Raw genomic sequence first — 24,858 nt, 5'->3', positions numbered from 1 at the left:
GGTGAAAGGCACTCCGAAAGCTTGGTATTGTTGTGCGTGCCGCCTCGGGGAGCACCCCGGCAAGGCGGCAGACACCTGGTCCGGGTGGCGGAATGGCAGACGCGCTAGCTTGAGGTGCTAGTGCCCTTTATCGGGCGTGGGGGTTCAAGTCCCCCCTCGGACACAGATCATCTTGTGCGGGTCGAGGATTCCTCGGCCCGCACAAAGCGTTTACCCGCCCAAAGTGTTCAGCTCAAAGGGTTCGAACGACCAGCGCGAGCAGCCGCTCAGTCCCGGTAGCCCCGCAGCTTGCGGTACAGCGTCGCCCGGCCGATTCCCAGCGCGGCCGCCGCGCGTGCCTTGTTGCCGCCGTGTCGGCGCAGTGCCTCCAGGATCGCGGCGCGCTCGGCGTGTTCCATCGGGCTGAGGGGCCGGGCGGCGGGTCCTTCCCGCACGGCGTCCGGCAGCTCCGCCCGGCGGACCGGCCCCGTGGCCCGCCGGTGTTCCGCCAGCGCCCGGACGACATGGGCGAGTTCGGTGACGTTGCCCGGCCACGGATACAGCGCAAGCGCGCGCAGGGCGTCCAGCGTCCAGGTCAGCGGGGGCTGCCCCGGCACCGGCCGCGGAGCGAGGGCCGGCAGCAGCTCCCCGATGTCGTCCGTGCGCTCCCGCAGTGGGGGCAGGGTGACCGAACGGGCGGACAGTTTGTCCAGCAGGCGCTGCAGACACGGGCCGACCGGCGCGCCGGGGGTGTACGTGACCAGCAGCCGGGTGTCCGGGTGGGCGTCGAGCAGGGAGTTCAGGGCGGCCACACCGGGCTGTGCCAGGCGCTCGGCGTGGCGCAACAGCAGGGGCCGGTCGGCCGTCCACGCGGACAGGGCCCGGCCGAGGCCGGTGTCCTGCGCCGCGTCGACGACCTGTGCCACGCGGGAGCCGAGCAGCTCCCTGGCCAGCGCGCTCTTGCCCGTTCCGCGCTCGCCGGTCAGCAGCAGCGGCTCCCGGGAGCGGGCCAGCTCGACGGCGCGTCCGACGGCGTACCGCCACGGGACCGAGGAGCCGGTCAGGGCGACGGGCGGTCGCGGCACGGACGGCTCGGGATCGCCCAGCGGCTCCAGGACGGCCACGATCCCGACGACCGCTGCGTCCTGGCGTACCGGAGTGATCCGCGCGGCGCATCCGGCGCCCTCGGGCAGTGCGGCATCGCCCGGCGCGTCCGTGTGCCGCGCGGTCACCGCCGTACGTTCGAGCGCCCCGAGCACCTCGGGCGTCAGCAGCCGCTGCGCCGCGCCGCTGATCAGGCGGTTGCGGCCGTCGAGCGCGGCGACCGCCCGGTCCTGGCCCCGCGCCGCCCGCAGATAGGCGTCCAGCAGGACCCGCTCGGCCCGGCCCGCCCGGGCCCGCAGCTCGGCCTCGACCGCCAGGGCGGCGGCCTCGGCGAGCGCCGCCTGCGGATGCGGCGGACGCGCGGCGCACAGCCGCGACGCGACGGTCACCGTGCCGAGCGCCTGCCCGCTCTCCGGGGCGAGCACCGGGACGCTGACCGCGGACACGTCCTGCCACCGGTCGAGGAAGTGCTCGGGCCCGTGCACCTCGGCCCGGCGCCGGGTGCGCATCGCGAGGGCCGCGCTGTTGTTGCCGACCGACTGCTCCGACAGAACGGGAAACGGATCGAGTCCGGGTATGCTCCCGGCCGTCCGCAGCACGCGCAGCCGCTCGTCGGTGAGGACGATCACCGAGCGGTCTGTGTCCAGCGCGGGAACGATCCGGTCGAGCACCGGGCGGGCCGCACCGAGCAGCGCCGACTCCACCGCTCCCACCGGCCCCGCGGCCGGTTCCCTCAGGTCGTGCGGCACTCCGAAGAACCGTGCCCGCCGCCAGGCCGCGACGACGTCCTCGGGTACGCCGTCGGGCAGTGGGCGCCCCGTCAGGAAGCGTTGGCGCGCGAGACGCAGCGAGGGGAGGGCGGTGTCTGCGGGGGAGTGCTCTGTGGTGGTCACGACATGCCCACCGTAGCGGGTTCCGTTGAAGCGGTAACAACTGCCGTCCCCGTGCCCAGTGCCCCGTGGCCCGCCGTGGCGGACGTACGAGATGTCTCGTAATGAGACACCCGCGCCCGGCCGGACCGCTCCATGATCATGGACGGTCGATGTCCGTTTCCCCCGCAGGAGCGTGCCCGTGTCCACCGTCGTCGAGACCGACGTCCTGATCGTAGGCAGCGGCCCTGCCGGTGCCTCGGCCGCGCTCGCCCTGAGCACCTACGGCGTGCCCCACATCGTCGTGACCCGCTACGCGAGCCTCGCCGACACACCCCGTGCGCACATCACCAACCAGCGCACCATGGAAGTGCTGCGCGACCTCGGCGTGGAACAGGAGGTCGTCGCGCAGGCGACCCCGCAGCACCTGATGGGCAACACGACCTTCTGCACCAGCCTGGCCGGCGAGGAACTGGGCCGGGTGCGCTCCTGGGGCAACGACCCGCTGGTGCAGGCCGCGCACGAACTGGCCAGCCCCACCCGCATGTGCGACATGCCGCAGCACCTCATGGAGCCGGTCCTCGTGAACGCGGCCGTCGCCCGCGGCACCCTGCTGCGCTTCCAGACCGAGTACCTCTCCCACACCCAGGACCGCGACGGCGTCACGGCCACCGTCCGCGACCGGCTGCGCGGGGACACCTACGAGATCCGCGCCAAGTACCTGATCGGAGCCGACGGGGGCCGCTCCCGGGTCGCCGAGCACGCGGGCCTGCCGATGGGCGGCCAGATGGGCGTGGCCGGCAGCATCAACATCGTCTTCGAGGCGGACCTGACGCGGTACACCGCCCACCGCCCGTCCACCCTCTACTGGGTCCTCGCCCCCGGAGCGACCGTCGGCGGCATCGGCGCGGGCCTGGTGCGCTGCGTCCGCCCCTGGACCGAGTGGCTCATCGTGTGGGGGTACGACGTCGACGCGGGCGCCCCCGACCTGACCACCGAGTACGCCGAGGAGATCGTCCGTCGGCTCGTCGGCGACGACGACATCCCCGTGACCATCAAGTCGTCCTCCGCATGGACCGTCAACGAGATGTACGCGGAGAGCTACGCGAACGGCCGCGTCTTCTGCGCCGGCGACGCCGTGCACCGGCACCCCCCGTCCAACGGCCTCGGCTCCAACACCTCCATCCAGGACGCCTACAACCTGGCCTGGAAGCTCAAACTCGTCCTCGACGGCACCGCCCACCCCAGGCTGCTCGACAGCTACACCGCCGAACGCGCGCCCATCGGCCGGCAGATCGTCACCCGCGCCAACCAGTCCATCCGCGAGACCGCCCCCGTCTTCGAGGCCCTCGACGGGCTCTCCCCGCAGACCCCCGAGCAGCTGTGGGCCAACATCGCCGCCCGCAAGGACGCCACCGAGGCCGCCGAGAAGCAGCGCGCGGCGCTGCGCGAGGCGATCGCCTTCAAGGCGTACGAGTTCAACGCGCACGGCGTCGACCTCAACCAGCGCTATCCCGCCGAAAGCTCAGCCGCGATCGTCCCGGACGGCACACCCGACCCCGGCTTCACCCGCGACCCCGAGCTGCACCACCAGCCGTCCTCCCGCCCCGGCGCCCGGCTCCCGCACGCCTGGATCACCTCCGGCTCCCGCACGCTCTCCACCCTCGACACGGTCGGCCGGGGCCGCTTCACCCTGCTGACCGGCATCGGGGGAGAGGACTGGGTGCGGGCGGCCGAGGCCCAGGAGCCGGAGATCACCACCGTGGTGATCGGGCCCGGCCAGGAGTACGAGGACCCGTACGGCGACTGGGCACGCCTGAGCGAGATCTCCGACGCGGGTGCCCTGCTCGTACGCCCCGACGGTTTCGTCGCCTTCCGGCACTCGTCCGCCGCACCGGACGCCGGCGAACTGCTCGCGGACGCGTTGCGGAGCATCCTCGGACACGCCTGAGCGAGCAATCATGGAAGCAAGGGCAGCAGCGAACGTCGACGACGAGGAGCCGGGATGACCACCGACGCGACCGGGACCGGCGTCACCGAGCAGGCCATCGCCAGCCTCCGGGGGACCGCCGACCCGCGGCTGCGCGAGCTGCTCACCGGCCTCGTCCGCCATCTGCACGACTTCGCGCGCGAGACCCGGCTGACCCAGGAGGAGTGGGAGCGGGCGATCGCCTTCCTGACGGCGACCGGCCAGGCCTGCACCGGCACCCGGCAGGAGTTCATCCTGCTGTCGGACGTGCTCGGGCTGTCCATGCTCGTGGAAACCGTCAACGGCCACCGCGCGCCCGGCGCCACCGAGTCGACCGTGCTCGGCCCCTTCCACATGACCGAGTCGCCGGTCCGCGCCCTCGGCGACGACATCGACCTGGTCGGCGGCGGCGAACCGTGCGTGGTCAGTGGCCGGGTGCTGTCCGAGGACGGCACCCCGCTGCCCGGCGCCGTCGTCGACGTCTGGCAGGCCGACGACAAGGGCTTCTACGACGTCCAGCAGCCCGGCGTCCAGCCCGCAGGCAACGGACGCGGACTGTTCACCGCCGACACCGAGGGGCGCTTCTGGTTCCGGACCTGCGTCCCGGCGCCGTACCCGATCCCCACCGACGGCCCGGTCGGCGGGCTGCTGCGCGCGACCGGGAGGCACCCCTACCGCCCCGCGCACATCCACTTCATCGCCACGGCCGAGGGACACACGCCCGTCACCACGCACATCTTCGTGGCCGGCGGCGACCACCTCGACTCCGACGCGGTGTTCGCCGTGAAGGAGAGCCTGGTCGAGGACTTCGCTGAGAGAGACGACCCGTCCCTGGCCCGGGAGTTCGGCGTGGCGAACCCCTTCCGGCACGCCCGCTTCGACCTCGTCCTGGAGCGTGCCGCATGACGTTCCAGAGTGAGTTCTCGTACGAGACCCGGCCCGTGCGGGTCGTCTTCCGGCCCGGCGCGGCCGTCACCGCGACCCCGGACGAGGCCGCACGCCTGGGCCTGCGGCGGCTGCTCGTGGTCTGCGGCAGCCGGGGCGAAGCCGTCGCCCGGGCGGTCGCGGACGCGCTCGGCGACACCTGCGCAGGAGTGCACGCCGAGGCCCGGATGCACGTACCCGTCGAGGACGCCGACCGTGCCGTCGCGGCCGTGCGGGCCGCCGGGGCGGACGGCTGCGTGGCGGTCGGCGGCGGCTCCGCGATCGGGCTCGGCAAGGCGATCGCCCTGCGCACCGGACTGCCGCTGATCGCCGTGCCCTCGACCTACTCGGGTTCCGAGATGACCCCCGTGTGGGGCCTGACCGAGCACGGCGCCAAGCGCACCGGCCGCGATCCGGTCGTCCAGCCCCGCAGCGTCGTCTACGACCCCCGGCTCACCCTCTCCCTGCCCGTGCCGCTGACGGTGACCAGCGGCGTCAATGCGCTCGCGCACGCCGTCGAGGCGCTGTACGCCCCGGACGCCTCGCCGCTGGTCTCGGTCATGGCCGAGGAGGGAGTGCGGGCCATGGCCGAGGCACTGCCGCGACTGGCCGCCGACCCGGAGGACCTGGACGCGCGCAGCCGGGCGCTGTACGCGGCATGGCTGTGCGGCGCGTGCCTCGGCTCGACCACGATGGGCCTGCACCACAAGGTGTGCCACGTGCTGGGCGGCACGTTCGGACTGCCGCACTCCGAGACGCACACCGTCGTCCTGCCGTACGTCCTCGCCCGCAACGCCCCCGCAGCCCCGCACGCGCTGGCCGTACTGCGACGGGCCCTCGGCGCCGACGATCCGCCCCGCGCCCTGTGGGAGCTGGCCGGGCGCCTCGGAGCACCGCGGTCCCTCGCCGAACTCGGCCTCACGGAAGGCGACGTGACACCGGCGGCGGACCGGGTCGCGGGCGAGCCGTACGCCAACCCGCGCCCGGTGACGGCGGACGGGGTCCGGGCCGTGCTACGAGCGGCGTACGAGGGAGGCCCGCCGGGGCCGGCCGAGGAAACCACCCTGTAGGGACTCGGACTCGCGGACAGAAAGTGACCGCAAGGCTTCCTACGGTCGTGCCATGACGCAGACGCAGAAGATTCTTGTCACCGGCGCCACCGGAACCGTCGGCCGCCAGGTCGTCGCCGAACTGCTCGCCCGGGGCCACGAGGTCCGCGCCCTCACCCGGGACGCCGCGAAGGCCGCTTTCCCGGCCGGTGTGGAGGTCGTCGAGGGCGACCTGACACAACCCGACGGCCTTGCGCCGGCGTTGGAGGGAATCACCGGCCTCCATCTGATCACCTTCGGCGGGGCCGCCCTCACCCCGCTGGAGACCGGCCCGCGCATCCTGGAGCTGGCCCGCTCGGCCGGCGTCCGCCGGATCACCGTGCTGCACGGCGGCGGACCCACCCCGCTGGAGGAGGCGGTGCGTGCCGACGACGGTGCGCACTGGACCGTGCTCATGCCGGTCGAGTTCATGGCCAACGCCCTGGAGTGGGCGGACGGGATCGTGGCCGCGGGTCAGGTACAGGAGCCGTTCGTCGCACGGCTGAGTGCCATGGTCCACGAGGGCGACATCGGCGCCGTCGCCGCGGTCGCGCTCACGGAGGAGGGCCACGGAGGCCAGGAGTACGTGATCACCGGCCCCGAAGTGCTCACCGTCGGCGACAAGGTGGCGACGATCGCCGCCGCCGTCGGCCGGGAGATCGCGCTGATCGAGCTGACCGAGGAACAGGCCGTCGAGCAGTGGCGGGCGGCGGGCCTCACCGAGGACGTCATCGGCTTCCTGCTCGAGGCGTACGGCAACACCCCCGAGGTGGGCCGTACGGTCGCGAGCACCGTCGAGAAGGTCACCGGCCGACCGGCCCGCACCTTCGCCCAGTGGGCTGCGGAACACGTGGACGCGTTCAAGGCGTAGGCGCCGAACGGCTTTCTCCGGCCGTCTCCGGACGGGTGTCTCGTAATGAGACACCCGTCCCGGAGGCCGGTCCCGCAAGATCGACAAGGGGGTGTGACCGCAGCATGGTGCGGCCGTGGGCGTGCGCTGAAACCGCCGCTCGTACGGCCGTGCCGCCCCGAAGAAAGGTGAACCACATGGCCCTCGCACTGCTCCGGCGCCGGCGACTCAAGGGAGCCTCCGCCCGAGCGGCGGGCCTCGCCCTCCCCCTTCCCTCCGGCGCGGGTGCCGTGGCCCGCGAGGTCGTCGACCCGATGGGCACGCCCCTGGCGGCCGCGGACGTCACCGTCACCGCCCTGGACACCCACCGGGTGGCGGCCCGCGGGACGACCGACCCGTACGGCTACTTCCTCGCCGCGCTGCCGCCCGGCCGGTACAGCCTGATGATCGCGGCGGAGGGCCTCCAGCCGCACCGCGAGTCCATCGAGATCGAGGTGGGCGCGTCGACGCCCACCGAGCGGGTCTGGCTGCGTCCGGCCGAGGCCCTCCAGCTGCCGACGCCGGGAACCTGGCTCTTCGACCCGCCGCACACCGCGATCCGGTTCATCGCCAAGCACGTCGGCATGGCCCATGTCCACGGCCGTTTCGAACGCTTCGAGGGCGGGATCCGGATCGCCCAGGACATGACCGACTCGCGGGTGCACGTCCGCATCGACGCCTCCAGCATCACCACCGGCAACACCACTCGCGACAACCACCTGCGGTCCGCCGACTTCCTGGACGTCGAACGCTTCCCGCACATCGACTTCACGAGCGCCCGCTTCGCCTACCGGGGCGGCAGCAAGTGGACGCTGCTGGGCTCCCTCACGATGCACGGCGTGAGCCGCTCGGTCTCGCTGGACACCACCTACCTCGGCACGGTGAACGGCGGCTACGGCCAGGAACTGCGCTGCGCGGCCCTGGCGACGGCGGAGCTGCACCGCGAGGACTTCACGCTCAACTGGCGTTCCATGCTGGCCCGGGGCATCGCGGTGGTCGGTCCGACGGTGCAACTGGAGCTGGACGTCCAGGCGATGTACCGGACCCACGACACCCCGACCCCGCCGGAATAATCCCTGGCCCGGTTCCCTCCGTCCTCCCTACACTCACGGAGTACCCGACGCCGCCCACGACTTGAGCGGCGGCGCACCGTCGTGACGAACGAAGGGAGACCGCCATGCGTGACCACACCGCTGTCGCCGTCTCCCTGCCGCGCTACGAGGTGATCCTCGTGTCCTCGTCGCTCCGGTGCCCGCTGCGCGGCGGGCGCCGGATGACCGGAGCGAACGTCTGAACAGCATGCGTACGCGGCTCGCTGACGGTACGTCAGTAAGCCGCGTACGCATGGCCACGTGCCACGCACGCCTCGCCCGGTAATCGCGCCGCCCCTTTCCTGAACCTTTCGAAAGGCCCTGGGCCGTGCGCATCAACCACACCCCGCTCGCCGTCGTCCGCAACCTCGGCATCCTCGCCCACGTCGACGCCGGGAAGACCACCGTCACCGAGCGGATCCTGTTCGCCACCGGAACCACGCACAAGCGCGGCGAGGTCCACGACGGCACGACCGTCACCGATTTCGACCCGCAGGAGCGTGACCGGGGCATCACCATCTTCGCCGCGGCGGTAAGCTGCGCCTGGGACGGTCACCGGATCAACCTGATCGACACCCCGGGGCACGTCGACTTCGCCGACGAGGTGGAGCGCGCGCTGCGGGTCCTCGACGGTGCGGTCGCCGTGTTCGACGCGGTGGCCGGGGTGGAACCGCAGAGCGAGTCGGTGTGGCGACAGGCCGACCGGCACGGCGTACCGAGGATCGCGTTCGTCAACAAGATGGACCGCGCCGGAGCCGACCTCGACGCGGCCGTCGCGTCGATCCGGGAGCGGCTGCACCCGGCTCCGCTGGTCGTCCAGCTGCCCATCGGCTCGGAGGACGCCTTCACCGGCGTCGTCGACCTCGTACGCATGCGTGCCCTGCGGTGGGCCGACGGCGGCACCGTCGAGGACGCGTCGGTGCCGGACGACCTCCGGGACGAAGCCCTCGCACGCCGCCGGGCGCTGGAGGAGGCCGTGGCGGAACTCCATCCGGGCGCCCTGGAGGAGTTCTGCGACACGGGCACGCTCGGCGAGCGGACCCTCTCCTCGGCGCTGCGGGACCTCACCCGGGACGGTGACGGCGTGGTCGTGCTGTGCGGCTCCGCGTACCGCAACCGCGGTGTGGAGCCCCTGCTCGACGCGGTCGTGGCCTACCTGCCGTCGCCGCTGGACGTGCCGCCGGTCAGGGGCACACACGACGGTGAAGAGCAGGAGCGGCCCGCCGATCCGGCGGCACCACCGGCCGCCCTCGCCTTCAAGGTGCACGCCACCCCGACAGGACGGCTGACCTACCTGCGGATCTACTGCGGGACGATCGAGAAGGGAGACATCCTGTGGGACGCCAGCGCGCGGCGCACCGAGCGGATCGGCCGCATCCTGCGCGTCCAGGCCGACCGGCACGCGCCCCTGGACCGGGCGGTCGCCGGGGACATCGTCGCCGTCGTCGGGCTCAAGTCGGCCCGCGCCGGCTCGACCCTGTGCGCGCCGGACGCCCCGCTCGTCCTGGAACCGCCGGGCGTGCCCGAGCCGGTGGTCTCGGTCGCGGTCGAGTCCCGCGGGGCCGGCGACACCGACCGTCTGGCGTCCGGGCTGGCCCGGCTGGCCCGGCTGGCCGAGGAGGATCCCTCGCTGGTCGTGCGGACCGACCCGGAGACCGGGCAGACCGTGCTGTCGGGCATGGGTGAACTGCACCTGGAGGTGGCGGTGGAGAAGCTCCGGCGCGAGGTGGGACTGGAGGTCAACGTCGGGCGTCCCCGGGTCAGTTACCGCGAGACCGTCGGGCGGGGCGTGTCCGGGCTGGTGTTCCGGCACGTCAAGCAGGACGGCGGGGCGGGGCAGTTCGCCCATGTCGTCCTCGACGTGGAGCCGTACGAGGAGGGCGGGTTCGCGTTCCGCTCGTCCGTCGTCGGCGGGCGCGTGCCGCAGGAGTACGTCCGGGCGGTCGAGGCCGGTTGCCGCGACGCCCTCGCCGAGGGGCCGCTCGGCGGGCACCCGGTGACCGGGCTGCGCGTCACGCTCACCGACGGGGCGACCCATGTGAAGGACTCCTCGGACACGGCGTTCCGCACAGCCGGCCGCCTGGGGCTCCGCGAGGCCCTGCGCGCCTGCGCGATGGTCCTGCTGGAGCCGGTCGTCGAGGTCACGGTCACCGTGCCCGAGGACGCGGTCGGCGGCGTGCTCGGCGACCTCGCCGCCCGGCGCGGCCGGGTGACCGGCTCGGTCACCCGCGCGGGCGCGGCGGTCGTCACGGCCACCGTGCCGCTGGCCGAACTCTTCGGCTACGCGACCCGGCTGCGCAGCCGCACCCAGGGCCGCGGCACCTTCACGGCCCGGCCCACCGGCTACGCGCCGGCGCCGGTCGCGACGCCGGTGCGGTAGCAGGACGGCGGTCGGCCCTCCCCGGAAGAGGAGGGCCGACCGGCCCGTTCACGGGTAGGACACCACGGTTGACGGCTGACATCCGGCGGATATCCGGTTGCCGCAACCCCCGCCTCCTGCCACCCTCGCGCCCATGCCCACCTTCACCGCCCCCGACGGCACCACTCTCGCCTACCACGTGACGGGGGACGGTCCGCCTCTGGTCTGTCTCCCCGGTGGTCCGATGCAGGACTCGGTCTATCTGGGGGATCTGGGCGGCCTGACCTCCCATCGCACCCTGATCCGGCTGGACCTCAGGGGTACCGGCAGTTCGGCCGCGCCGCGGGACACGGCGTCGTACCGCTGTGACCGGCAGGTCGTCGATGTCGAGGCGCTGCGTGAGGAGCTGGGTCTGGAGCGGCTGGAATTGCTCGCGCACTCCGCCGGTGCCAATCTGGCCGCGCTGTACACGGCCCGCCATCCGGACCGCGTGGGCCGGCTCGCCCTGATGACGCCCAGCGTCTTCGCCGTCGGCCTCGACATCACCGCCGAGGACCGCCTGGAGACGGCACGCCTTCGCCGGGGCGAACCGTGGTTCGCCCCGGCGTACGCGTCCCTGGAGGCCATCACGGCCGGCCGGGCGGCGGCCGACGACTGGGACGCCGTCGCCCCCTTCTGGTTCGGCCGCTGGGACGACGAGGCCCGGGCCTTCCGCGCGGCGGAGCGACGACAGCGGAACGACGATGCCGCGGCCTTGTACGCCTCCGATGGCGCCTTCGATCCCGACGCCACCCGGACCGCCCTCGCCAGGTTTTCCTCGCCCGTCCTTGTGCTCGCGGGGGAGTATGACGTGGCGGGGCCGCCGCGTGTGATGAAGGAGTACGCGGGGCTGTTCCCGAGGGCCGAACTGGTCGTGCGGAACGGGGCCGGGCACTTTCCGTGGCGGGACGATCCGGAGCGGTTCGTGACCGCCCTGGCGGCCTTCCTGGACGAGGCAGGCGGTGCCGGCGGTCCCTGAACTCGGGGGTCGCATGGCGCCTCCGCAGCCGGCGTTGACGAGTGGCGCACCGTCGACGACAGGATCAGGGCGGGGCACGGCGAATTCCAGAGTCCGCCTGACCCATGCCGGCAGAACCAGAGCAGCGGGTCCCTCCCAGGGAGTGTGGGTTTTCAACCCACGCAGGCCCAACGTGGCCGGATCAGCGGGGCGTCGTCACTGACGACGGCACGACCCGGTGCGCCGTGCGCCCGGACCGAGCACGGCGCATCGCGTCCTCAGTCCGCCCGCGCCGCGATGTAGCGGACCGGCCAGTCCTCCGCCTTCGTCAGCAGGCCCTCCTTCGCGAGGTCCCGGAGGATCTGGCGGGTGTGCTTGTCCTGCGGGTCGTGCCCGGCGTCGCGCAGCGTGCGCAGGCCGCGTTCGGTGTCCCAGTAGCCGCCGTACGTCCGCACCGCCTGCTCGAGGTCGGCGCGCTGGCTGGTGGCCGGTGTCGCTTCCGTCATTGTCTTGCCGCTCCTCAGACCTGGTCGGCGATCGGGGTGGAGTGCGCCCGCCTGGTGCGGTCGGCCCTGCTCGCAGGGACGCCGGCGTAGGCGCACGACGAGCACCTCTGCCACACCCCCTCGGACACGGCACGTGTGCTCACCGTGTGTCGCGGACGCCTACGGACCGGCCACCCGCTGGATGCTGCCACCGCACGGCACCGGCCCGGTGAGGTCCGGGTCGCCGAACTCCGCGCGCAGGGCCTGGAAGGCGGTCACCTTGTCCGCGCCGAAGCGGCGGACGTGGGCGGCGTATTCGTCGGGGGAGAGGAACGCCGACGGCCTGGACTTGGTGTGGAACTTGTCCGCGTACATCACCAGCCTCTCCTCCTCCGAGACCGCCAGGTAGTCGGCGGGCGGGAGGGGCAGCCCCTGGCTCACGATGTCGTGCCGCGTGAGTCCCACTCCGGTGTGGTGGGAGCAGAAGCGGCGAAGGGTCTCGGGGAAGCCCTCCGCTTCGAGGATCTCGTGGCCGAGCAGTCCGTGTCGGATGTAGTTCTCATGGTCCAGCCGTCCGTCATCCCCGTAGAGGCGGTAGACGCCGATGTCGTGAAGGAGACAGCCGGCGCGGACCAGTTCGGCATCGAGGTGAGCGAGGTGGGGCGCGGAGAGGAGTTGCTCGGCGATTCCCCAGACGATCTCGCAGTGCGTGTGGACGAGCGTGTACGCCTCGGCGGTGGGCGCGTGCTTCTCGTGCAGCGCTTGGATCTCTGCGGGGCCCGGAATCCTCACCGGAGGAGCGTAACAACCGCCGGTCCCGCTCGGTCGGCCAGTTCCCACGCCACCTGTCTCACGCTATCGGGTGATGCTGCGGAACAGCGGGCACGGGCTGGCTTCGCGGGCCGTTCGAGCTGGTGACGGGGACTTCTCGTCCATTGTCATCACGGCAACGGGAGCACACCATGGGCCTGCACTTGCACCGCAACCCCGACGGCACGACGACCGGGCGCAACGAGGCCAATGGCTTCACCGTGACCCATGCCGAAGAAGAAGAGGTGAAGCGGCAGTTGTATGAGGACGCCGGGTGGGAGTACACGCCTCCACCGCCTCCGGTTCCGCCCGGGTTCCATCGGTTCTCTTTGGCGCACGACGAGTTCCGGGCCTCCGGGTTCGGGGACGAGAGGTATGCGGGGCTGCGGGCGCGTCCGCCGGAGGGGTGTGTGCCGGCCGACTGGGGTTACTTCGCCCTGGAGTGCGAGCGGCCGGGGAAGACGCTCATGGACGCGGTCGCCGGTACCGTCGCGGAGGTCCGCCGAGAGCACGGGCTGGTGATGAACAGCCTGGGTGTCGAGAAGCCCCAGGAATGGTTCGACGCGGACAACAAGAACGGATACGCGGCGAAGATCGTCGCGCACTTGGTGCTGATGGCCGCCGACCGCGCCCGACTGCTCGGATACGGGCGCAAGGACGTTGTCCGGCTACTCGATGCCACGGGGATCGAGTAGCCGGTGCGGTGGGTCAGCAGTCCCGGAACTCCGGCGACTGGTTCAGGACCTGGGACCGTACGGACGTGAAGCGCGTGTAGGTCTCCCCGCCCCGCGCCCCCGGACGGAACGCCGCCACGCGGTGGCAGTTCTGGAAGGCCAGGGTGATGCCGAAGTGGCGTTCCAGGCTGGTGCGGATCGCGTCGCTGGCGAGGGCGCGCAGGAGTTGGCCGCGCTCCTGTTCCGACGGGGGAGGGGTCTGGTTGTCCGTGAACTCGGACTGGCCGTCGTGGAGTTCGATGGCGAGGGAGGCTATCAGGTCGTAGGCGTAGGGGAGGGACGTGCGGACCGTGTCCACGAAGTCCTCCTCGCGGATGTCGCCCTGCTCGGCTTCGGCGAGGAGCTTCGGGGAGACGTCGAGAGACATGGGGGAGTGTCGTCCTGTCTGGTTGGCGATGGGGCGGTAGGGGGCTGGAGGAGGTCAGGTGATCGGCCGGGTGCCCGGGACGTAGTCCGGGTCGATCTGGGCCGCCAGGTCCTCTCCCGTGCGGGCGTCCGCCCACGCTCGGGCGTTGCGCAGGTGGAACTCGACGGCGTGGCGGTGGAGCCGGTCCCAGTCGCGGGGGTGGGAGTCGACGGCCTCGCGGAGGATCGTGAGTGCGTGGCGGTTGTGCGGCTCCAGGGAGTCCAGCGCGTCCGGACCGGACGCGGTGCGGCCCTGTTCGGCCGCGCGGACCCAGGGGGAGTGGACCAGGTAGGTCAGGAGGTCCTCCCCTACCTGTTCCTTGAGGAAGAGGAGGTCGTCCTCGCCGGTCACCTTGTTGCCGACGACCGCGATGCGGATGCCGAACTGTTCCGCGTGGTCGCGGTACTGGCGGTAGACCGAGACGCCCTTGCGGGTGGGTTCCGCCACCAGGAAGGTCATGTCGAAGCGGGTGAACAGACCGGAGGCGAAGGCGTCCGCGCCCGCCGTCATGTCGACCACGACGTATTCGCCGGGGCTGTCCGCCAGGTGGCCGAGGTACAGCTCGACCGCGCCCAGCTTGGAGTGGTAGCAGGCCACGCCCAGGTCGGGCTCGTCGAACTCGCCCGTGACCATCAGCGGGACGCCGCCCGCCCGGCCGACGTGCCGGGCGTGCAGTTCGTCGTCGCCGAGTGGGCGCAGGAGGCGGGAGCCGCGTCCCGGGGGAGTTGTCTTGATCATCGCCTCGCGGGAGGTGATGCGTGGGTTCGTGCCGCGCAGGAAGTCCTTGATCTCGCCCAGGTGCTCGCCCAGGGGAGGGGCGGACTTCTCCTCCTCGCCGAGCGCCTCGGCCAGGTGCTGGTTGATGTCGCCGTCGATGGCGAGGACCGGGGCGCCGGAGCGCGCCAGGTGGCGGGAGAAGAGCGCCGACAGCGTGGTCTTGCCGCTGCCGCCCTTGCCGACGAACGCGACTCTCACGACCGCTCCACCTTTTTGAAAATGGATGTCATGTGGTTAGGTTTAGGGAGTGATCGTCGCCGCTGTCAAATTGCCTGCTCCGTATGGGGATTTGCGGCGGCTCCGAGCCAGGGGACCCGGCCGGCCGGGGCTTCACCTTTGATGCATATGCTGTGCAAGTGCGTGTTGTGAGCATCAAGAGTGCGTTCCGGTTCCTCGCCGCCCTCGTCCTCGTCCCGGGCCTGGCGGGCTGCTTCGCCTCCCCCGGCGGGGAGTCGTCGTCGGAGGGCGGGCCGTCGGGCTCGCGGCTGCGCGTCGCCCTCGCCTTCCCGCCCGCCGAGAACTTCTCGCCGTACGGAGCCGACGCCACGCTCCTCAGCCGGCTCGGCGTCACCGAGGGGCTGACCGCCCTGGACGCCAACGGTGCCGCGGCCCCCGCGCTAGCCGAGTCCTGGCGCCGCGAGAACGACCGCACCTGGCGGTTCACCCTGCGCGAGGCCACCTTCCAGGACGGCACGGACGTCACCCCGTCCGCCGTGGTCGACGCGCTCACCCGCGCCACGAAGGCGAAGCCCGTGCCCGCCGCCCTCGCCGGTGTCACCCTCGACACCGAGGCCGACGGCAGCCGCGGCATACGTATCACCACCGCCGCGGCCGATCCCGTCCTGCCCATGCGCCTGTCCAGCCCGAGCCTGGCGATCCTCTCCCCGAAGGCGTACAAGAAGACGGGCAACCCCTCTCCGGTCGGCACCGCCACCGGGCCCTTCGAGATCACCAAGGTCAACAGCGGCGGCTCCGCCTCCCTCGACCGCTTCGACGACTACTGGGGCGGCCTCGCCCATGCCTCCGGTATCGAAGCGCGCTTCGTCAAGGACGGCACGGCGCGCGCCAACGCGGTGCGCACCGGCGACGTCGACATCGCCGAGGCGATCCCGGTCGCCCAGGCAGCCACCCTCGACAAGGCGACCCTGAAGGAAGCCGGCACCACCCGGACGACCGGTCTTCAGCTCAACACCAGGACCGGCCCCTTCAAAGACCCGAAGCTGCGCGCCGCGGCGCGCACGGCGGTCGACTCCTCCGTCATCGTCAAGGGCGTCTTCGAGGGGCACGCCGACCCGGGCGTGGGCATTTACGGTCCCGCCGTCACCTGGGCCGAGAGCAAGCGGGTGAAGCCGAAGGGGCGCGCGGACGCGGCCCGGCCCGACGGCACGCGAATCACCCTCGCCACCTACGACAACCGGCCCGAACTCCCCGAGATCGCCCAGGTCGTGCAACAGCAGCTCGAAAGGGCCGGCTTCACGGTGAAGCTGGAAGTGCGCGAGTACTCACGGCTGGAGAGCGACGCGCTGGCCGGGAAGTTCGACGCGTTCATCGGCGCCCGCAACAGCCTGCTGGACACCGGCGACCCCGTCGGCATCCTCGCCAGTGACTACACCTGCGACGGTGGCTACAACCTGGCCCTGCTGTGCGACAAGAACGTCGACCGGGCCGTCAAGAAGGCCGACGGGACCGACGGTACCGGCGAGCGGCAGGACGCGGCGATGGCCGCCGAAGCCGCGATCCTCGGTACGGACGCGGTCGTGCCGCTGGCCCATCAGCAGATCATCGTCGGCGTCTCCACCAAGGTCCGGGGCGTCGTCCTCGACCCGTACGAGCGGGCCCTGGTGAGCACCGGGACGCGTCGCTGACCGTCGCCCGCCAGGGGGCGCCGCCCCGGCTCACGCCGGCAGCTTCGTGTCGATCACGCAACTGATCTCGACCGCCTGTCCGGGGAAGGTGAGTTCGGTGACCCCCAGGGCCGTGCTGACCGGGCGGTGGGCGCCGAAGTACGCCCGGTTGCCCTCCGCCACCGCCTCGGCGTTCTTCACCAGGTCCACCACGTACAGCGTCTGGGAGACGATCTGGTTGCGCGTGACGCCGTAGTGGGCCAGCACCTTGTCGATGTTGGCGTAGGTCCCCTCCAGCTGAGTGGCGACGTCGTCCTCGGGGTGGAAGTCGCCCGCCTCGTCGAACGAGAGCTGTCCGGAGACGTGGATCAGATCGCCGGACCTGATCGCCTGCACGTAACCGAAGTGGCTCTCGGCCGGTATGGCGTGGTCGTAGACGCTCGCGGTCATGGTTCCCGTCCTTCCGTCGAGCGCGCACCCGCGCTCTCTTGCGGTTACTCGGGAACTGTAAGAGAGTGTGCGCCGACCTGGAAGAACGCACTTTTCGGTGACTGGGGAACCAGATGGTGACCAAGCAGTTGAGGGACCTGCCGGAGAACGCGGACCTGCGCCGGGCCGACTCCCTGGCCCGGGAGATCTTCTCGGACGTGGCCAACAAGTGGGCGCTGCTGATCATCGAGGCCCTCGGTGAACGCACTCTGCGCTTCAGCGAGTTGCGCGACGAGGTCGAGGGCGTCAGCCACAAGATGCTCACGCAGAACCTGCGGATGCTGGAGCGCAACGGCCTGGTCGACCGGAAGGTGCACCCCACCGTGCCGCCGAAGGTCGAGTACACCCTCACCGAACCGGGCCGGGCCCTGCGCGCCACGGTCGACCTGATCTGCGGCTGGACCCATCAGTACCTCGAACACATCGAGACAGCGCGCGACCGGTTCGACGCCTGACCGGCCGGGGCGTCAGCTCGCGACCAGTTCCCGCACCTGCCGCGGGGCCGAGGTCTCCGTGACCCGCGAGGTCCGGTACAGCCACAGCACATCACGTCCGAACGACCACACCAGCAGGCCCAGAGCCAGGGCCGCGACCCCGAAGTTGGCCGCGTACGGCAGCAGATCGGCCCCCGCCAGCAGCAGAAGCACGCCCTGGAGCGCCGCGACCGTCTTGCGGGCGGTGCTCGGCGGGAGGGCGGCGGTCAGCCAGGGCCAGACCCGGGCGGCGCCGACGAAGACGTAGCGCATCCCGCCGATCAGCAGCACCCACGGGCCCAGTTGCATCGACACGTACACGCTGAGCACCAGGATCAGGAACGCGTCGACCTCCATGTCGAAGCGCGCGCCCAGCGGGGTCGAGGTGCCGGTGCGGCGGGCGACCTTGCCGTCGACGCCGTCGAGGATCAGGGCCACGGCCGTCAGGCCGACGAACAGCGACACGGGCGGCGAGCTCTGGAAGGAGTCCGCGACCAGCGCGGTGACACCGCCGACGAGGGTGGCCCGGCCGAGGGTGACCCGGTTCGCCGCGCCGAACGAGCGCAGCCGGGAGCGGTGCAGGGCCCGGGAGAGCACGGCCCAGGTGGCGATCGCGAACGCGAGGCCGGTCAGCCAGCCCGCCGGGCCCATCCCGATCGCCGTGCCGATCAGGGCCAGCAGCAGGATCTGCACGCCAGCCCCCAGGGCGGTCTCCTGCTGTACGAGCCTCGCGTCGTAAGTGTTGTTCAGGGCCACCGAACACCCTCCGGCCGTGTGACAGAGTCGATCAACGCCGCTACGTTGTGCGCGGCCTGTGCACCCCTCGGTACGCAAGCAGCTGCCCGATCGTTCAGGAGGACTTCGATGAAGCACACCGGACGTGCGTTCTGGATCGACTCGCCCGGGCGAGGCGGCATCCGGGAGGTCGCCCTGCCGGACCCCGGCGAGGGCGAGGTGCTGGTCCGGACGCTGTTCTCCGGCGTGAGCCGCGGTACGGAGACGCTCGTCTTCCGCGGCGGCGTGCCGGTCAGCCAGCATACGGCCATGCGGGCACCCTTCCAGGAGGGCGACTTCCCGGGCCCGGTGAAGTACGGCTACCTCAACGTCGGCGTGGTGGAGGAGGGGCCCGCGGCGCTCGCCGGCCGTACGGTGTTCTGCCTCTACCCGCACCAGACCCGGTACGTCGTCCCGGCGAGCGCCGTCACGCCCGTACCGGACACCGTGCCGGCCGAACGGGCCGTGCTCGCGGGGACCGTGGAGACCGCCGTCAACGCCCTGTGGGACGCCGCGCCCCTGGTCGGCGACCGGATCGCCGTGGTCGGCGGGGGCATGGTCGGCTGCTCGGTGGCCGCCCTGCTCGCCCGGTTCCCCGGCGTCCGCGTCCAGTTGGTCGACGCCGACCCGGGGCGGGTGAAAATCGCCGAAGCCCTGGGCGTGGGCTTCGCCTCTCCCGAGGACGCCCTCGGCGAGTGCGACCTGGTCGTCCACGCCAGCGCCACCGAGCAGGGCCTCGCCCGGTCCCTGGAGCTCCTCTCCGCCGAAGGGACCGTGCTCGAACTGAGCTGGTACGGCGACCGGCAGGTGAGCGTGCCGCTCGGCGAGGCCTTCCACTCCCGGCGGCTCGTCATCCGCTCCAGCCAGGTGGGCACCGTCTCCCCGGCCCGGCCGAACCGCACCTACGCCGACCGGCTCGCCCTCGCCCTCGACCTGCTCGCCGCCCCGGCCCTCGACGCCCTCGTCACCGGTGAGTCCGCCTTCGAGGACCTGCCGGACGTGCTGCCGAAGCTCTCCTCCGGCGAGTTCCCCGCGCTGTGCCACCGCGTCCGCTACGACGAGAGCGATTGACGCATCGACCGACGATTCGTTCCATCCGGTGCGACTTCCGTACGACTTCAGTGCCGCTTCGGCACGGCTTCGGTACGGCTTCGGTACGACGAGAGCGCCTGACCTGAGAAAAGACGTACCGGAGACTGAACAGGGGAAGGCAAGGAGCCGTAATACACGGCATCCCCGGCAGCCATAGCGGGGGAGCAGACGCGCCGCACCTGGAGGGTCGTCCGTTGTTCAGCATCACCGTCCGCGATCACATCATGATCGCCCACAGCTTCCGTGGCGACGTCTTCGGACCGGCGCAGCGCCTGCACGGGGCCACGTTCCTCGTGGACGCCACGTTCCGGCGCGAGCAGCTGGACGAGGACAACATCGTCGTCGACATCGGGCTGGCGACCCAGGAACTCGGGGCGGTGGTCAGCGAGCTGAACTACCGCAACCTCGACAACGAGCCCGACTTCGCCGGTGTCAACACCTCGACGGAGTTCCTGGCCAAGGTCATCGCCGACCGGCTCGCCGAGCGCATCCACAAGGGCGCGCTGGGCGAGGGCGCCAAGGGCATCGCGGGCCTGACGGTCACCCTGCACGAGTCGCACATCGCCTGGGCGAGTTACGAGCGTGCGCTGTGACCGACACGACGATCGAACGGCCCGAGCACATCGGACCGGCACCGGCGCGGCTGAATTATGTTCCCGTGCAGCACGCCGCTCTGAAGAACGCCGAGATCATCCCCATGTCCCTGCGCACCGTGCACTTCGTGCTGCCGGGCGGTATCGACGACCCGGCCACGCCCAGCGGCGGCAACGCCTACGACCGGCGCGTGTGCCTGGACCTGCCCGGCTTCGGCTGGCAGGTGACCAAGCACGCCGTGGCCGGTGACTGGCCCCGGCCGGGGGCGGCGGACCGTACGGAACTCGCCCGCGCCCTGAGCGGCTTGCCCGACGGCGCCGTCGTCCTGCTCGACGGGCTGGTCGCCTGCGGCGTCCCGGAGATCGTCGTACCGGAGGCGGAACGGTTGCGCATGGCTGTCCTCGTCCACCTCCCGCTCGGCGACGAGACCGGGCTCGACCCGGCCGTGGCCGCCGAACTCGACGCCAAGGAACGGGCGGTGCTGCGGGCCGTGCCGGCGGTCATCGCCACCAGCGAGTGGGCGGTCCGACGTCTGGTCGCCCACCACGGCCTTCCGCCGGAGCGGGTGCACGTCGCGGCTCCCGGTGCCGACATCGCGCCGCTCGCGCCCGGCACCGACGGTGTCTCACGGCTGCTGTGCGTGGCGGCCGTGACCCCGCGCAAGGGGCAGCACCGGCTGGTGGAGGCACTGGCCACGGTGACCGACCTGCCGTGGAGCTGCGTGTGCGTCGGCAGTCTCACCCAGGACCCGGAGTACGTCGCCCATCTGCGGTCCCTCATCGCCGAGCACGGCCTGGAGGACCGGCTGGAGCTGGCGGGCCCGCAGACCGGTACCGCACTGGACGCCTGTTACTCCACCGCGGACCTGATGGTCCTCACCTCCTACGCCGAGACGTACGGCATGGCCGTGACCGAGGCACTGGCGCGCGGCATCCCGGTCATGGCCACGGACGTCGGCGGGCTCCCCGAGGCGGTCGGCCGCGCCCCCGACGGCGGTGTGCCGGGCATCCTCGTCCCGCCGGAGAACCCCGCCGCCATCGCCGCCGAGCTGCGCTGCTGGTTCGGCGAGGCGGACGTGCGCCGTCGCCTCAAGGCCGCCGCCCGCAGCCGCCGCGCCGCCCTCGGCGGCTGGGCGGCGACCGCACAGAGCCTGGCGGCGGTACTGCGCCGGCTCCCGACCGACCCCCGGAGGGCCGCATGACGAACCCGGCGACGACCCAGCAGAGCGGGACGATTCCGGCCCAGGCCGGGCCGAGGGAGGCTGCCGAGTCGAAGGGCGGCGTGATTCCGGGCGCGGGGCCGAGCGGGAATCCCGGGCCGGGGGAGGGGGCCCGGTCGGCGGGTGCCGCGACCCCGGGCGGGAGCCCTGGCGGGCAGGCGGCCGAGTCGGCGGATGCCGTCATCTCGGGCGTGGGCCCCGGCAGGCAGGCTGCCGGGACGGCGGACGCCGTGCTCCCGGGCTGGGCCCTCGGCGGCCGGCCCGGGCCCGAGCAGGCCGCCGACGCGGTCATCCCGGGCGCCGGGCCCAGCGGGAATCCCGGCGCGCGGCCCACCGTGAAACTGCGTGAGGCCGACCCCGACGATCCGCCCCGTTACGCGCCCGAGTGGCTGGAGTTGCGGGAGCCGGCCGACGCCGCCGCGCGGGCGCACGACCTGCTCGACCCGTTGCGCATCCGGCTGGCCAACCTGCCGGGCAAGTCCGGTGGTGTCGTCATCCACGACCTCGGGTGCGGTACCGGCTCGATGGGCCGCTGGCTCGCCCCCTGCCTGGACGGCGCGCAGCACTGGATCCTGCACGACCGCGACCCTTATCTGCTGCACTTCGCCGCCGTCGCCTCCCCGCGCACCGCCGCCGACGGCAGCCGGGTCACCGTGGAGACGCGGCGCGGTGACGTCGCCCGCCTCACCGCGGACGCCCTGCACGGCGCGTCCCTGGTGACGGCGTCCGCCCTGCTGGACGTCCTCACCCGCGAGGAGATCGACGCCCTCGCCGCCGCCTGCGCCGGAGCCGGCTGCCCCGCCCTGCTGACGCTGTCCGTCGCCGGCCGCGTGGAGCTGACGCCGTCCCACCCGCTGGACTCGGAGATCGCCCAGGCGTTCAACGACCACCAGCGCCGCGACGGTCTGCTCGGTCCCGACGCGGTGACGGCGGCGGCCGAGGCGTTCTCCGAGCACGGCGCGACGGTACGGCTGCATCCGAGCCCGTGGCGGCTCGGCCCCGAGCAGGCCGCGCTCACCGAGCAGTGGCTGCGCGGCTGGGTCGGCGCCGCCGTCGAGCAGCGCCCCGAGCTGCGCGCCCGCGCCGACGCCTACCTGGCGGAACGCCTGGCCGCCTGCGCCGCCGGCCAGTTGCGCGTCACCGTCCACCACACCGACCTGCTCGCCCTGTGCCGCCCGGCGGGCGGAGCGTCATGAGCCCGCAGGCGACGGGAACACGTCCGCGACCGACGACGACCGGGAGCGCCCGGTTGCCGGAGACCGGCAGCGGCCCGCGACGGGAACCCGGTGCTCCGGCACCGGCCGCCGCCGAGCCTGCGCGCCGTCTCGCCACCGGCACCGAGGCCGCGCCGTCCGAGACGGCCCCGGAGGTCTCTCGCCCGCGGGCCGGTTCCCCGTCGCCCGGCCGGATCCGTACCGCCCTCGCCCGGCTCGGCTCCCGCAAGGTCCGTACGCACCTCGGCACCTTCGCCGGAGTCGTCATCCTCGGGGTGCTGCTGTGGCGGCTGGGCACCGGGGTCTTCCTGGACGGGCTGCGCCGCATCGACGGGGTGACCCTGGCTCTGGCGCTCGGGATCGGGCTCGTCACCACCGTGTTCAGTGCGTGGCGATGGGCGCTCGTGGCCCGGAGCCTCAGGATCCGGCTTCCGTTCGGGCCGGCCGTCGCCGACTACTACCGGGCGCTGTTCCTGAACGCGGCCCTGCCCGGCGGTGTGCTCGGCGACGTGCACCGGGCCGTGCGGCACGGGCAGAGCGAAGGGGATGTGCGGCGGGGCGTGAAAGCCGTCGTCCTCGAACGGGCCGCCGGGCAGATCGCGTTGTTCGCCGCCGGGGTCGTGGTCCTGCTGACCATGCCGTCCCCGGTGCTGGCCGAGGCCCGGCACATCGCCCCGCTCGCGGTCCTGGCCGCACTCGGGGCACTCGCCGTCCTCCTCGCCCTGCGCATGAACCGCCCGGCGCCCTCCCGCCGGGGCCGGGCGCTGCGCGCCATGCTGGCCGAGGCACGCGAGGGGCTGCTGTCCCGCCGCAACGGCCCCGGAGTCATCGTCTCCTCCGTGGTCGTCCTGGCAGGCTACGTCGCCATGTTCGTACTCGCCGCCCGCGTCGCCGGAGCCGCCGCCTCCGTGGCCGTACTGGTGCCGCTCGCCGTACTCGCGCTGCTGGCGATGGGCCTGCCGCTGAACGTCGGCGGCTGGGGACCGAGGGAGGGCGTCACCGCCTGGGCGTTCGGCGCCGCGGGCCTGGGCGCCGGCCGGGGACTCGCCGTCGCGGTCGTCTACGGGGTGCTCAGCCTCGTGGCGAGCCTGCCCGGCCTGGTCGTGCTCGTCGCCCGCTGGTACGCGGGCCTGCGAGCCGGGTCCGGGTCCGCCTCACCGGCCCCTGGACCCGGCCCCGGGACCGTGACCGACTACTCGTCGGAGGTCAGCAAGGAGAAATACGCCCCGAAGGAATCCGCCAGGCTTGTCAGGAGTTCCTTCCCTTTTTCCGCCGAACCCAGCGAAGGACGGCCGATGACACCGGAATCGGTATAGCCGGACATGCCGAGGGTGAGCAGATGACGCCGGTCGTCAGCGACGAAATCGGAAGTCTCATAACCGGGTCGGAGCATTTCGGGATGAGCGTGCAGAAGGATGGAGGTCTCTATTTCCCCCGCGTGCATGTCGGTGAGCAGCGAGGCGACCACACCCGCCCGCTCCCGCGCCGCCTCCCAGTCCTCCGGGGCCGGGAACAGCGCCATCCGCTCGCCGCGGGCGGAGGATTCCTGAACGACGTTGCCCAGCACGTAGTTTCCGCCGTGCCCGTTGACCACCACCAGGGCGTCGACGCCCGACCGGCGGAGCGAAGCCGCTATGTCCCGTACCACCGCATGAAGGGTCACCGAGGAGATGCTGACGGTCCCCGGCCAGGCCGCGTGCTCGTGCGAGCACGAGATCGTCACCGGAGGAAGGAGGTGCACCGGGTACGCGCCGGCTATCTCCCGCGCGACGGCACAGGCGACGAGCGTGTCGGTCGCCAGCGGAAGATACGGACCGTGCTGCTCGAAGCTCCCCACGGGAAGCACCGCGACCTGCCGTGAGACACCGGCGCCCCGCGTCCGTACGTCTTCCGTGGTGTCCGCCGGCACCAGATCACTCATAACGTCACGGCCTTTCGTCTCTGCTTAGGAACTCGAGAATCATGACAGAAAAAATTGGCGTACTCGGCAAGAAGTCACCGCAGCGGACCGGCGTGGAACGCGTCGTCAATGCGCCCTTGCCCACCGTGTACGGGAAATTCCAGGCGGTCGGCTACCTGGACCACGACCGCGGTGACGAACAAGTGGCGCTGGTCTACGGCGACCTCGGCACCGACGACGTGCTCATCCGGCTGCACTCGGAGTGCCTGACCGGCGACGCCTTCGGCTCCCAGCACTGCGAGTGCGGCGACCAGCTCGACGCCGCCCTGCGCGCGGTCGTCGCCGAGGGGGCCGGTGTCGTCGTCTATCTCAGAGGGCATGAAGGCCGCGGCATCGGCCTGCTCGCCAAGCTGCGCGCGATGGCCCTCCAGGCGGAGGGTCTGGACACCGTCGAGGCCAACCTCGCCCTCGGCCTGCCGGTGGACGCCCGTGACTACGGCGTGGCCGCCCGGATCCTGGACGACCTGGGCGTCAAGTCCGTCCGCCTGATGTCCAACAACCCGCGCAAGCGCGAGGCGCTGCTGAGCCACGGCATCAAGGTCGCCGAGCAGGTGCCGCTGCTGATACCGCCGTGCGAGAACAACATCACCTATCTGCGGACCAAGCGGGAGCGCCTCGACCACCACCTGCCCCACCTCGACGCGGTGGTCAGCTCCTCCTGAGAGCCGGGCCCCGGTACCGGTGCCCCTCGACGTGACCTGGGCGCATTCGTACGCGA

The 24,858-nt window shown here is 72.2% G+C and carries 23 protein-coding genes, 1 tRNA gene and 1 pseudogene; 17 read left to right on the top strand and 8 right to left on the bottom strand.

Annotated elements, in window-relative coordinates:
- Positions 1 to 78 precede the first annotated feature (78 nt).
- Positions 79 to 163: transfer RNA gene (locus ACZ6TU_RS19615), tRNA-Leu, on the top strand.
- 103 nt (positions 164 to 266) lie between these two features.
- Here the strand turns inward: ACZ6TU_RS19615 and ACZ6TU_RS19610 are convergent.
- Positions 267 to 1,976 (bottom strand): helix-turn-helix domain-containing protein, encoded by a 1,710-nt coding sequence (locus ACZ6TU_RS19610; RefSeq protein WP_467670351.1) that lies wholly within the window; start codon positions 1,974 to 1,976, stop codon positions 267 to 269.
- A 178-nt stretch (positions 1,977 to 2,154) separates the two neighbouring features.
- Here ACZ6TU_RS19610 and ACZ6TU_RS19605 point away from each other — a divergent pair, with 178 nt between their 5' ends.
- From ACZ6TU_RS19605 to ACZ6TU_RS19575, 7 genes are all read left to right on the top strand, one after another.
- On the top strand, positions 2,155 to 3,903 hold the full coding sequence (locus ACZ6TU_RS19605) for an FAD-dependent monooxygenase (RefSeq protein ID WP_469549851.1): 1,749 nt from the start codon (positions 2,155 to 2,157) through the stop codon (positions 3,901 to 3,903).
- Positions 3,904 to 3,957: 54 nt separating this feature from the next.
- On the top strand, positions 3,958 to 4,827 hold the full coding sequence (locus ACZ6TU_RS19600; protein WP_467670355.1) for an intradiol ring-cleavage dioxygenase: 870 nt from the start codon (positions 3,958 to 3,960) through the stop codon (positions 4,825 to 4,827).
- On the top strand, positions 4,824 to 5,915 hold the full coding sequence (locus tag ACZ6TU_RS19595) for a maleylacetate reductase (RefSeq protein WP_467670357.1): 1,092 nt from the start codon (positions 4,824 to 4,826) through the stop codon (positions 5,913 to 5,915). Before ACZ6TU_RS19600 ends, ACZ6TU_RS19595 begins: the two co-directional genes overlap by 4 nt.
- 52 nt (positions 5,916 to 5,967) lie before the next feature.
- Positions 5,968 to 6,804 carry an SDR family oxidoreductase gene (locus ACZ6TU_RS19590; protein WP_469549847.1) on the top strand — a complete coding sequence of 279 codons (837 nt, stop codon included), beginning with the start codon at positions 5,968 to 5,970 and terminating at the stop codon, positions 6,802 to 6,804.
- A gap of 176 nt (positions 6,805 to 6,980) precedes the next feature.
- Positions 6,981 to 7,895, top strand: coding sequence for a YceI family protein (locus ACZ6TU_RS19585; protein ID WP_467670361.1), 915 nt, complete (start codon positions 6,981 to 6,983; stop codon positions 7,893 to 7,895).
- 346 nt (positions 7,896 to 8,241) lie between these two features.
- Positions 8,242 to 10,293: an elongation factor G gene (fusA, locus tag ACZ6TU_RS19580; protein ID WP_469549845.1), complete on the top strand. Its 2,052-nt coding sequence runs from the start codon at positions 8,242 to 8,244 to the stop codon at positions 10,291 to 10,293.
- A gap of 133 nt (positions 10,294 to 10,426) precedes the next feature.
- The gene (locus tag ACZ6TU_RS19575; protein ID WP_469549842.1) at positions 10,427 to 11,290 is read left to right on the top strand and encodes an alpha/beta fold hydrolase; all 864 of its coding nucleotides are present in this window, start codon (positions 10,427 to 10,429) and stop codon (positions 11,288 to 11,290) included.
- A gap of 257 nt (positions 11,291 to 11,547) precedes the next feature.
- Here ACZ6TU_RS19575 and ACZ6TU_RS19570 read toward each other — a convergent pair whose 3' ends face one another.
- A complete protein-coding gene (locus ACZ6TU_RS19570; protein WP_467670367.1) occupies positions 11,548 to 11,775 on the bottom strand; it encodes a hypothetical protein in 228 nt (75 codons plus the stop codon).
- 159 nt (positions 11,776 to 11,934) lie between these two features.
- A complete protein-coding gene (locus tag ACZ6TU_RS19565; RefSeq protein WP_467670369.1) occupies positions 11,935 to 12,546 on the bottom strand; it encodes an HD domain-containing protein in 612 nt (203 codons plus the stop codon).
- Between the two features lie 170 nt (positions 12,547 to 12,716).
- On the opposite strand from ACZ6TU_RS19565, the gene ACZ6TU_RS19560 reads away from it, so the two are divergent.
- Positions 12,717 to 13,259, top strand: a complete 543-nt coding sequence (locus ACZ6TU_RS19560) for a hypothetical protein (RefSeq protein ID WP_467670371.1) — start codon at positions 12,717 to 12,719, stop codon at positions 13,257 to 13,259.
- 13 nt (positions 13,260 to 13,272) lie between these two features.
- On the opposite strand, the gene ACZ6TU_RS19555 is transcribed toward ACZ6TU_RS19560, so the two are convergent.
- Together ACZ6TU_RS19555 and ACZ6TU_RS19550 are read right to left on the bottom strand one after the other, a co-directional pair.
- Positions 13,273 to 13,665 carry an SCO5389 family protein gene (locus tag ACZ6TU_RS19555; protein ID WP_467670373.1) on the bottom strand — a complete coding sequence of 131 codons (393 nt, stop codon included), beginning with the start codon at positions 13,663 to 13,665 and terminating at the stop codon, positions 13,273 to 13,275.
- Positions 13,666 to 13,719: 54 nt separating this feature from the next.
- Entirely contained in the window at positions 13,720 to 14,679 is a 960-nt protein-coding gene (locus ACZ6TU_RS19550; RefSeq protein ID WP_467670375.1) for an ATP-binding protein, read from the bottom strand.
- A gap of 152 nt (positions 14,680 to 14,831) precedes the next feature.
- On the opposite strand from ACZ6TU_RS19550, the gene ACZ6TU_RS19545 reads away from it, so the two are divergent.
- A complete protein-coding gene (locus ACZ6TU_RS19545; protein WP_467670377.1) occupies positions 14,832 to 16,346 on the top strand; it encodes an ABC transporter substrate-binding protein in 1,515 nt (504 codons plus the stop codon).
- Between the two features lie 30 nt (positions 16,347 to 16,376).
- Here the strand turns inward: ACZ6TU_RS19545 and ACZ6TU_RS19540 are convergent, their stop codons facing one another.
- Positions 16,377 to 16,775 (bottom strand): RidA family protein, encoded by a 399-nt coding sequence (locus ACZ6TU_RS19540; protein WP_469549836.1) that lies wholly within the window; start codon positions 16,773 to 16,775, stop codon positions 16,377 to 16,379.
- 113 nt (positions 16,776 to 16,888) lie between these two features.
- Here ACZ6TU_RS19540 and ACZ6TU_RS19535 point away from each other — a divergent pair, with 113 nt between their 5' ends.
- The gene (locus tag ACZ6TU_RS19535) at positions 16,889 to 17,269 is read left to right on the top strand and encodes a winged helix-turn-helix transcriptional regulator (protein WP_469549834.1); all 381 of its coding nucleotides are present in this window, start codon (positions 16,889 to 16,891) and stop codon (positions 17,267 to 17,269) included.
- A 12-nt stretch (positions 17,270 to 17,281) separates the two neighbouring features.
- Here ACZ6TU_RS19535 and ACZ6TU_RS19530 read toward each other — a convergent pair whose 3' ends face one another.
- Positions 17,282 to 18,043 (bottom strand): CDP-alcohol phosphatidyltransferase family protein, encoded by a 762-nt coding sequence (locus tag ACZ6TU_RS19530; protein WP_469549831.1) that lies wholly within the window; start codon positions 18,041 to 18,043, stop codon positions 17,282 to 17,284.
- 108 nt (positions 18,044 to 18,151) lie between these two features.
- Here ACZ6TU_RS19530 and ACZ6TU_RS19525 point away from each other — a divergent pair, with 108 nt between their 5' ends.
- From ACZ6TU_RS19525 to ACZ6TU_RS19505, 5 genes and pseudogenes are all read left to right on the top strand, one after another.
- On the top strand, positions 18,152 to 19,132 hold the full coding sequence (locus tag ACZ6TU_RS19525; RefSeq protein ID WP_469549828.1) for a zinc-dependent alcohol dehydrogenase: 981 nt from the start codon (positions 18,152 to 18,154) through the stop codon (positions 19,130 to 19,132).
- A 215-nt stretch (positions 19,133 to 19,347) separates the two neighbouring features.
- On the top strand, positions 19,348 to 19,746 hold the full coding sequence (locus ACZ6TU_RS19520; protein ID WP_030843501.1) for a 6-pyruvoyl trahydropterin synthase family protein: 399 nt from the start codon (positions 19,348 to 19,350) through the stop codon (positions 19,744 to 19,746).
- On the top strand, positions 19,743 to 20,948 hold the full coding sequence (locus ACZ6TU_RS19515; RefSeq protein WP_467670387.1) for a glycosyltransferase family 4 protein: 1,206 nt from the start codon (positions 19,743 to 19,745) through the stop codon (positions 20,946 to 20,948). The genes ACZ6TU_RS19520 and ACZ6TU_RS19515 overlap by 4 nt, the downstream gene beginning before the upstream one ends.
- Before the next feature lie 248 nt (positions 20,949 to 21,196).
- Positions 21,197 to 22,162 carry a class I SAM-dependent methyltransferase gene (locus ACZ6TU_RS19510; RefSeq protein WP_469549906.1) on the top strand — a complete coding sequence of 322 codons (966 nt, stop codon included), beginning with the start codon at positions 21,197 to 21,199 and terminating at the stop codon, positions 22,160 to 22,162.
- Positions 22,159 to 23,262 (top strand): annotated as a pseudogene (locus tag ACZ6TU_RS19505) (lysylphosphatidylglycerol synthase transmembrane domain-containing protein); the annotation flags it as partial. The gene ACZ6TU_RS19510 and the pseudogene ACZ6TU_RS19505, both read left to right, overlap by 4 nt.
- 110 nt (positions 23,263 to 23,372) lie before the next feature.
- Here the strand turns inward: ACZ6TU_RS19505 and ACZ6TU_RS19500 are convergent.
- Positions 23,373 to 24,101, bottom strand: a complete 729-nt coding sequence (locus tag ACZ6TU_RS19500; RefSeq protein WP_467670389.1) for a creatininase family protein — start codon at positions 24,099 to 24,101, stop codon at positions 23,373 to 23,375.
- A 41-nt stretch (positions 24,102 to 24,142) separates the two neighbouring features.
- Here ACZ6TU_RS19500 and ribA point away from each other — a divergent pair, with 41 nt between their 5' ends.
- Positions 24,143 to 24,802 (top strand): GTP cyclohydrolase II, encoded by a 660-nt coding sequence (gene ribA, locus ACZ6TU_RS19495; RefSeq protein ID WP_338784345.1) that lies wholly within the window; start codon positions 24,143 to 24,145, stop codon positions 24,800 to 24,802.
- Positions 24,803 to 24,858: the final 56 nt, after the last annotated feature.

Source organism: Streptomyces sp. NPDC052064 (genome assembly GCF_055585925.1).
This window is presented reverse-complemented; position numbering and strand designations above follow the sequence as displayed.

What these genes read in the sequence shown, in the direction of transcription:
- ACZ6TU_RS19585 (WP_467670361.1), top strand. Translation starts at nt 6,981, where the DNA reads ATGGCCCTCGCACTGCTCCGGCGCCGGCGACTCAAGGGAGCCTCCGCC.
- ACZ6TU_RS19540 (WP_469549836.1), bottom strand. Translation starts at nt 16,775, where the DNA reads ATGACCGCGAGCGTCTACGACCACGCCATACCGGCCGAGAGCCACTTC.
- ACZ6TU_RS19600 (WP_467670355.1), top strand. Translation starts at nt 3,958, where the DNA reads ATGACCACCGACGCGACCGGGACCGGCGTCACCGAGCAGGCCATCGCC.
- ACZ6TU_RS19570 (WP_467670367.1), bottom strand. Translation starts at nt 11,775, where the DNA reads ATGACGGAAGCGACACCGGCCACCAGCCAGCGCGCCGACCTCGAGCAG.
- ACZ6TU_RS19555 (WP_467670373.1), bottom strand. Translation starts at nt 13,665, where the DNA reads ATGTCTCTCGACGTCTCCCCGAAGCTCCTCGCCGAAGCCGAGCAGGGC.
- ribA (WP_338784345.1), top strand. Translation starts at nt 24,143, where the DNA reads ATGACAGAAAAAATTGGCGTACTCGGCAAGAAGTCACCGCAGCGGACC.
- ACZ6TU_RS19590 (WP_469549847.1), top strand. Translation starts at nt 5,968, where the DNA reads ATGACGCAGACGCAGAAGATTCTTGTCACCGGCGCCACCGGAACCGTC.
- ACZ6TU_RS19560 (WP_467670371.1), top strand. Translation starts at nt 12,717, where the DNA reads ATGGGCCTGCACTTGCACCGCAACCCCGACGGCACGACGACCGGGCGC.
- ACZ6TU_RS19500 (WP_467670389.1), bottom strand. Translation starts at nt 24,101, where the DNA reads ATGAGTGATCTGGTGCCGGCGGACACCACGGAAGACGTACGGACGCGG.
- ACZ6TU_RS19535 (WP_469549834.1), top strand. Translation starts at nt 16,889, where the DNA reads ATGGTGACCAAGCAGTTGAGGGACCTGCCGGAGAACGCGGACCTGCGC.
- ACZ6TU_RS19595 (WP_467670357.1), top strand. Translation starts at nt 4,824, where the DNA reads ATGACGTTCCAGAGTGAGTTCTCGTACGAGACCCGGCCCGTGCGGGTC.
- ACZ6TU_RS19525 (WP_469549828.1), top strand. Translation starts at nt 18,152, where the DNA reads ATGAAGCACACCGGACGTGCGTTCTGGATCGACTCGCCCGGGCGAGGC.
- ACZ6TU_RS19575 (WP_469549842.1), top strand. Translation starts at nt 10,427, where the DNA reads ATGCCCACCTTCACCGCCCCCGACGGCACCACTCTCGCCTACCACGTG.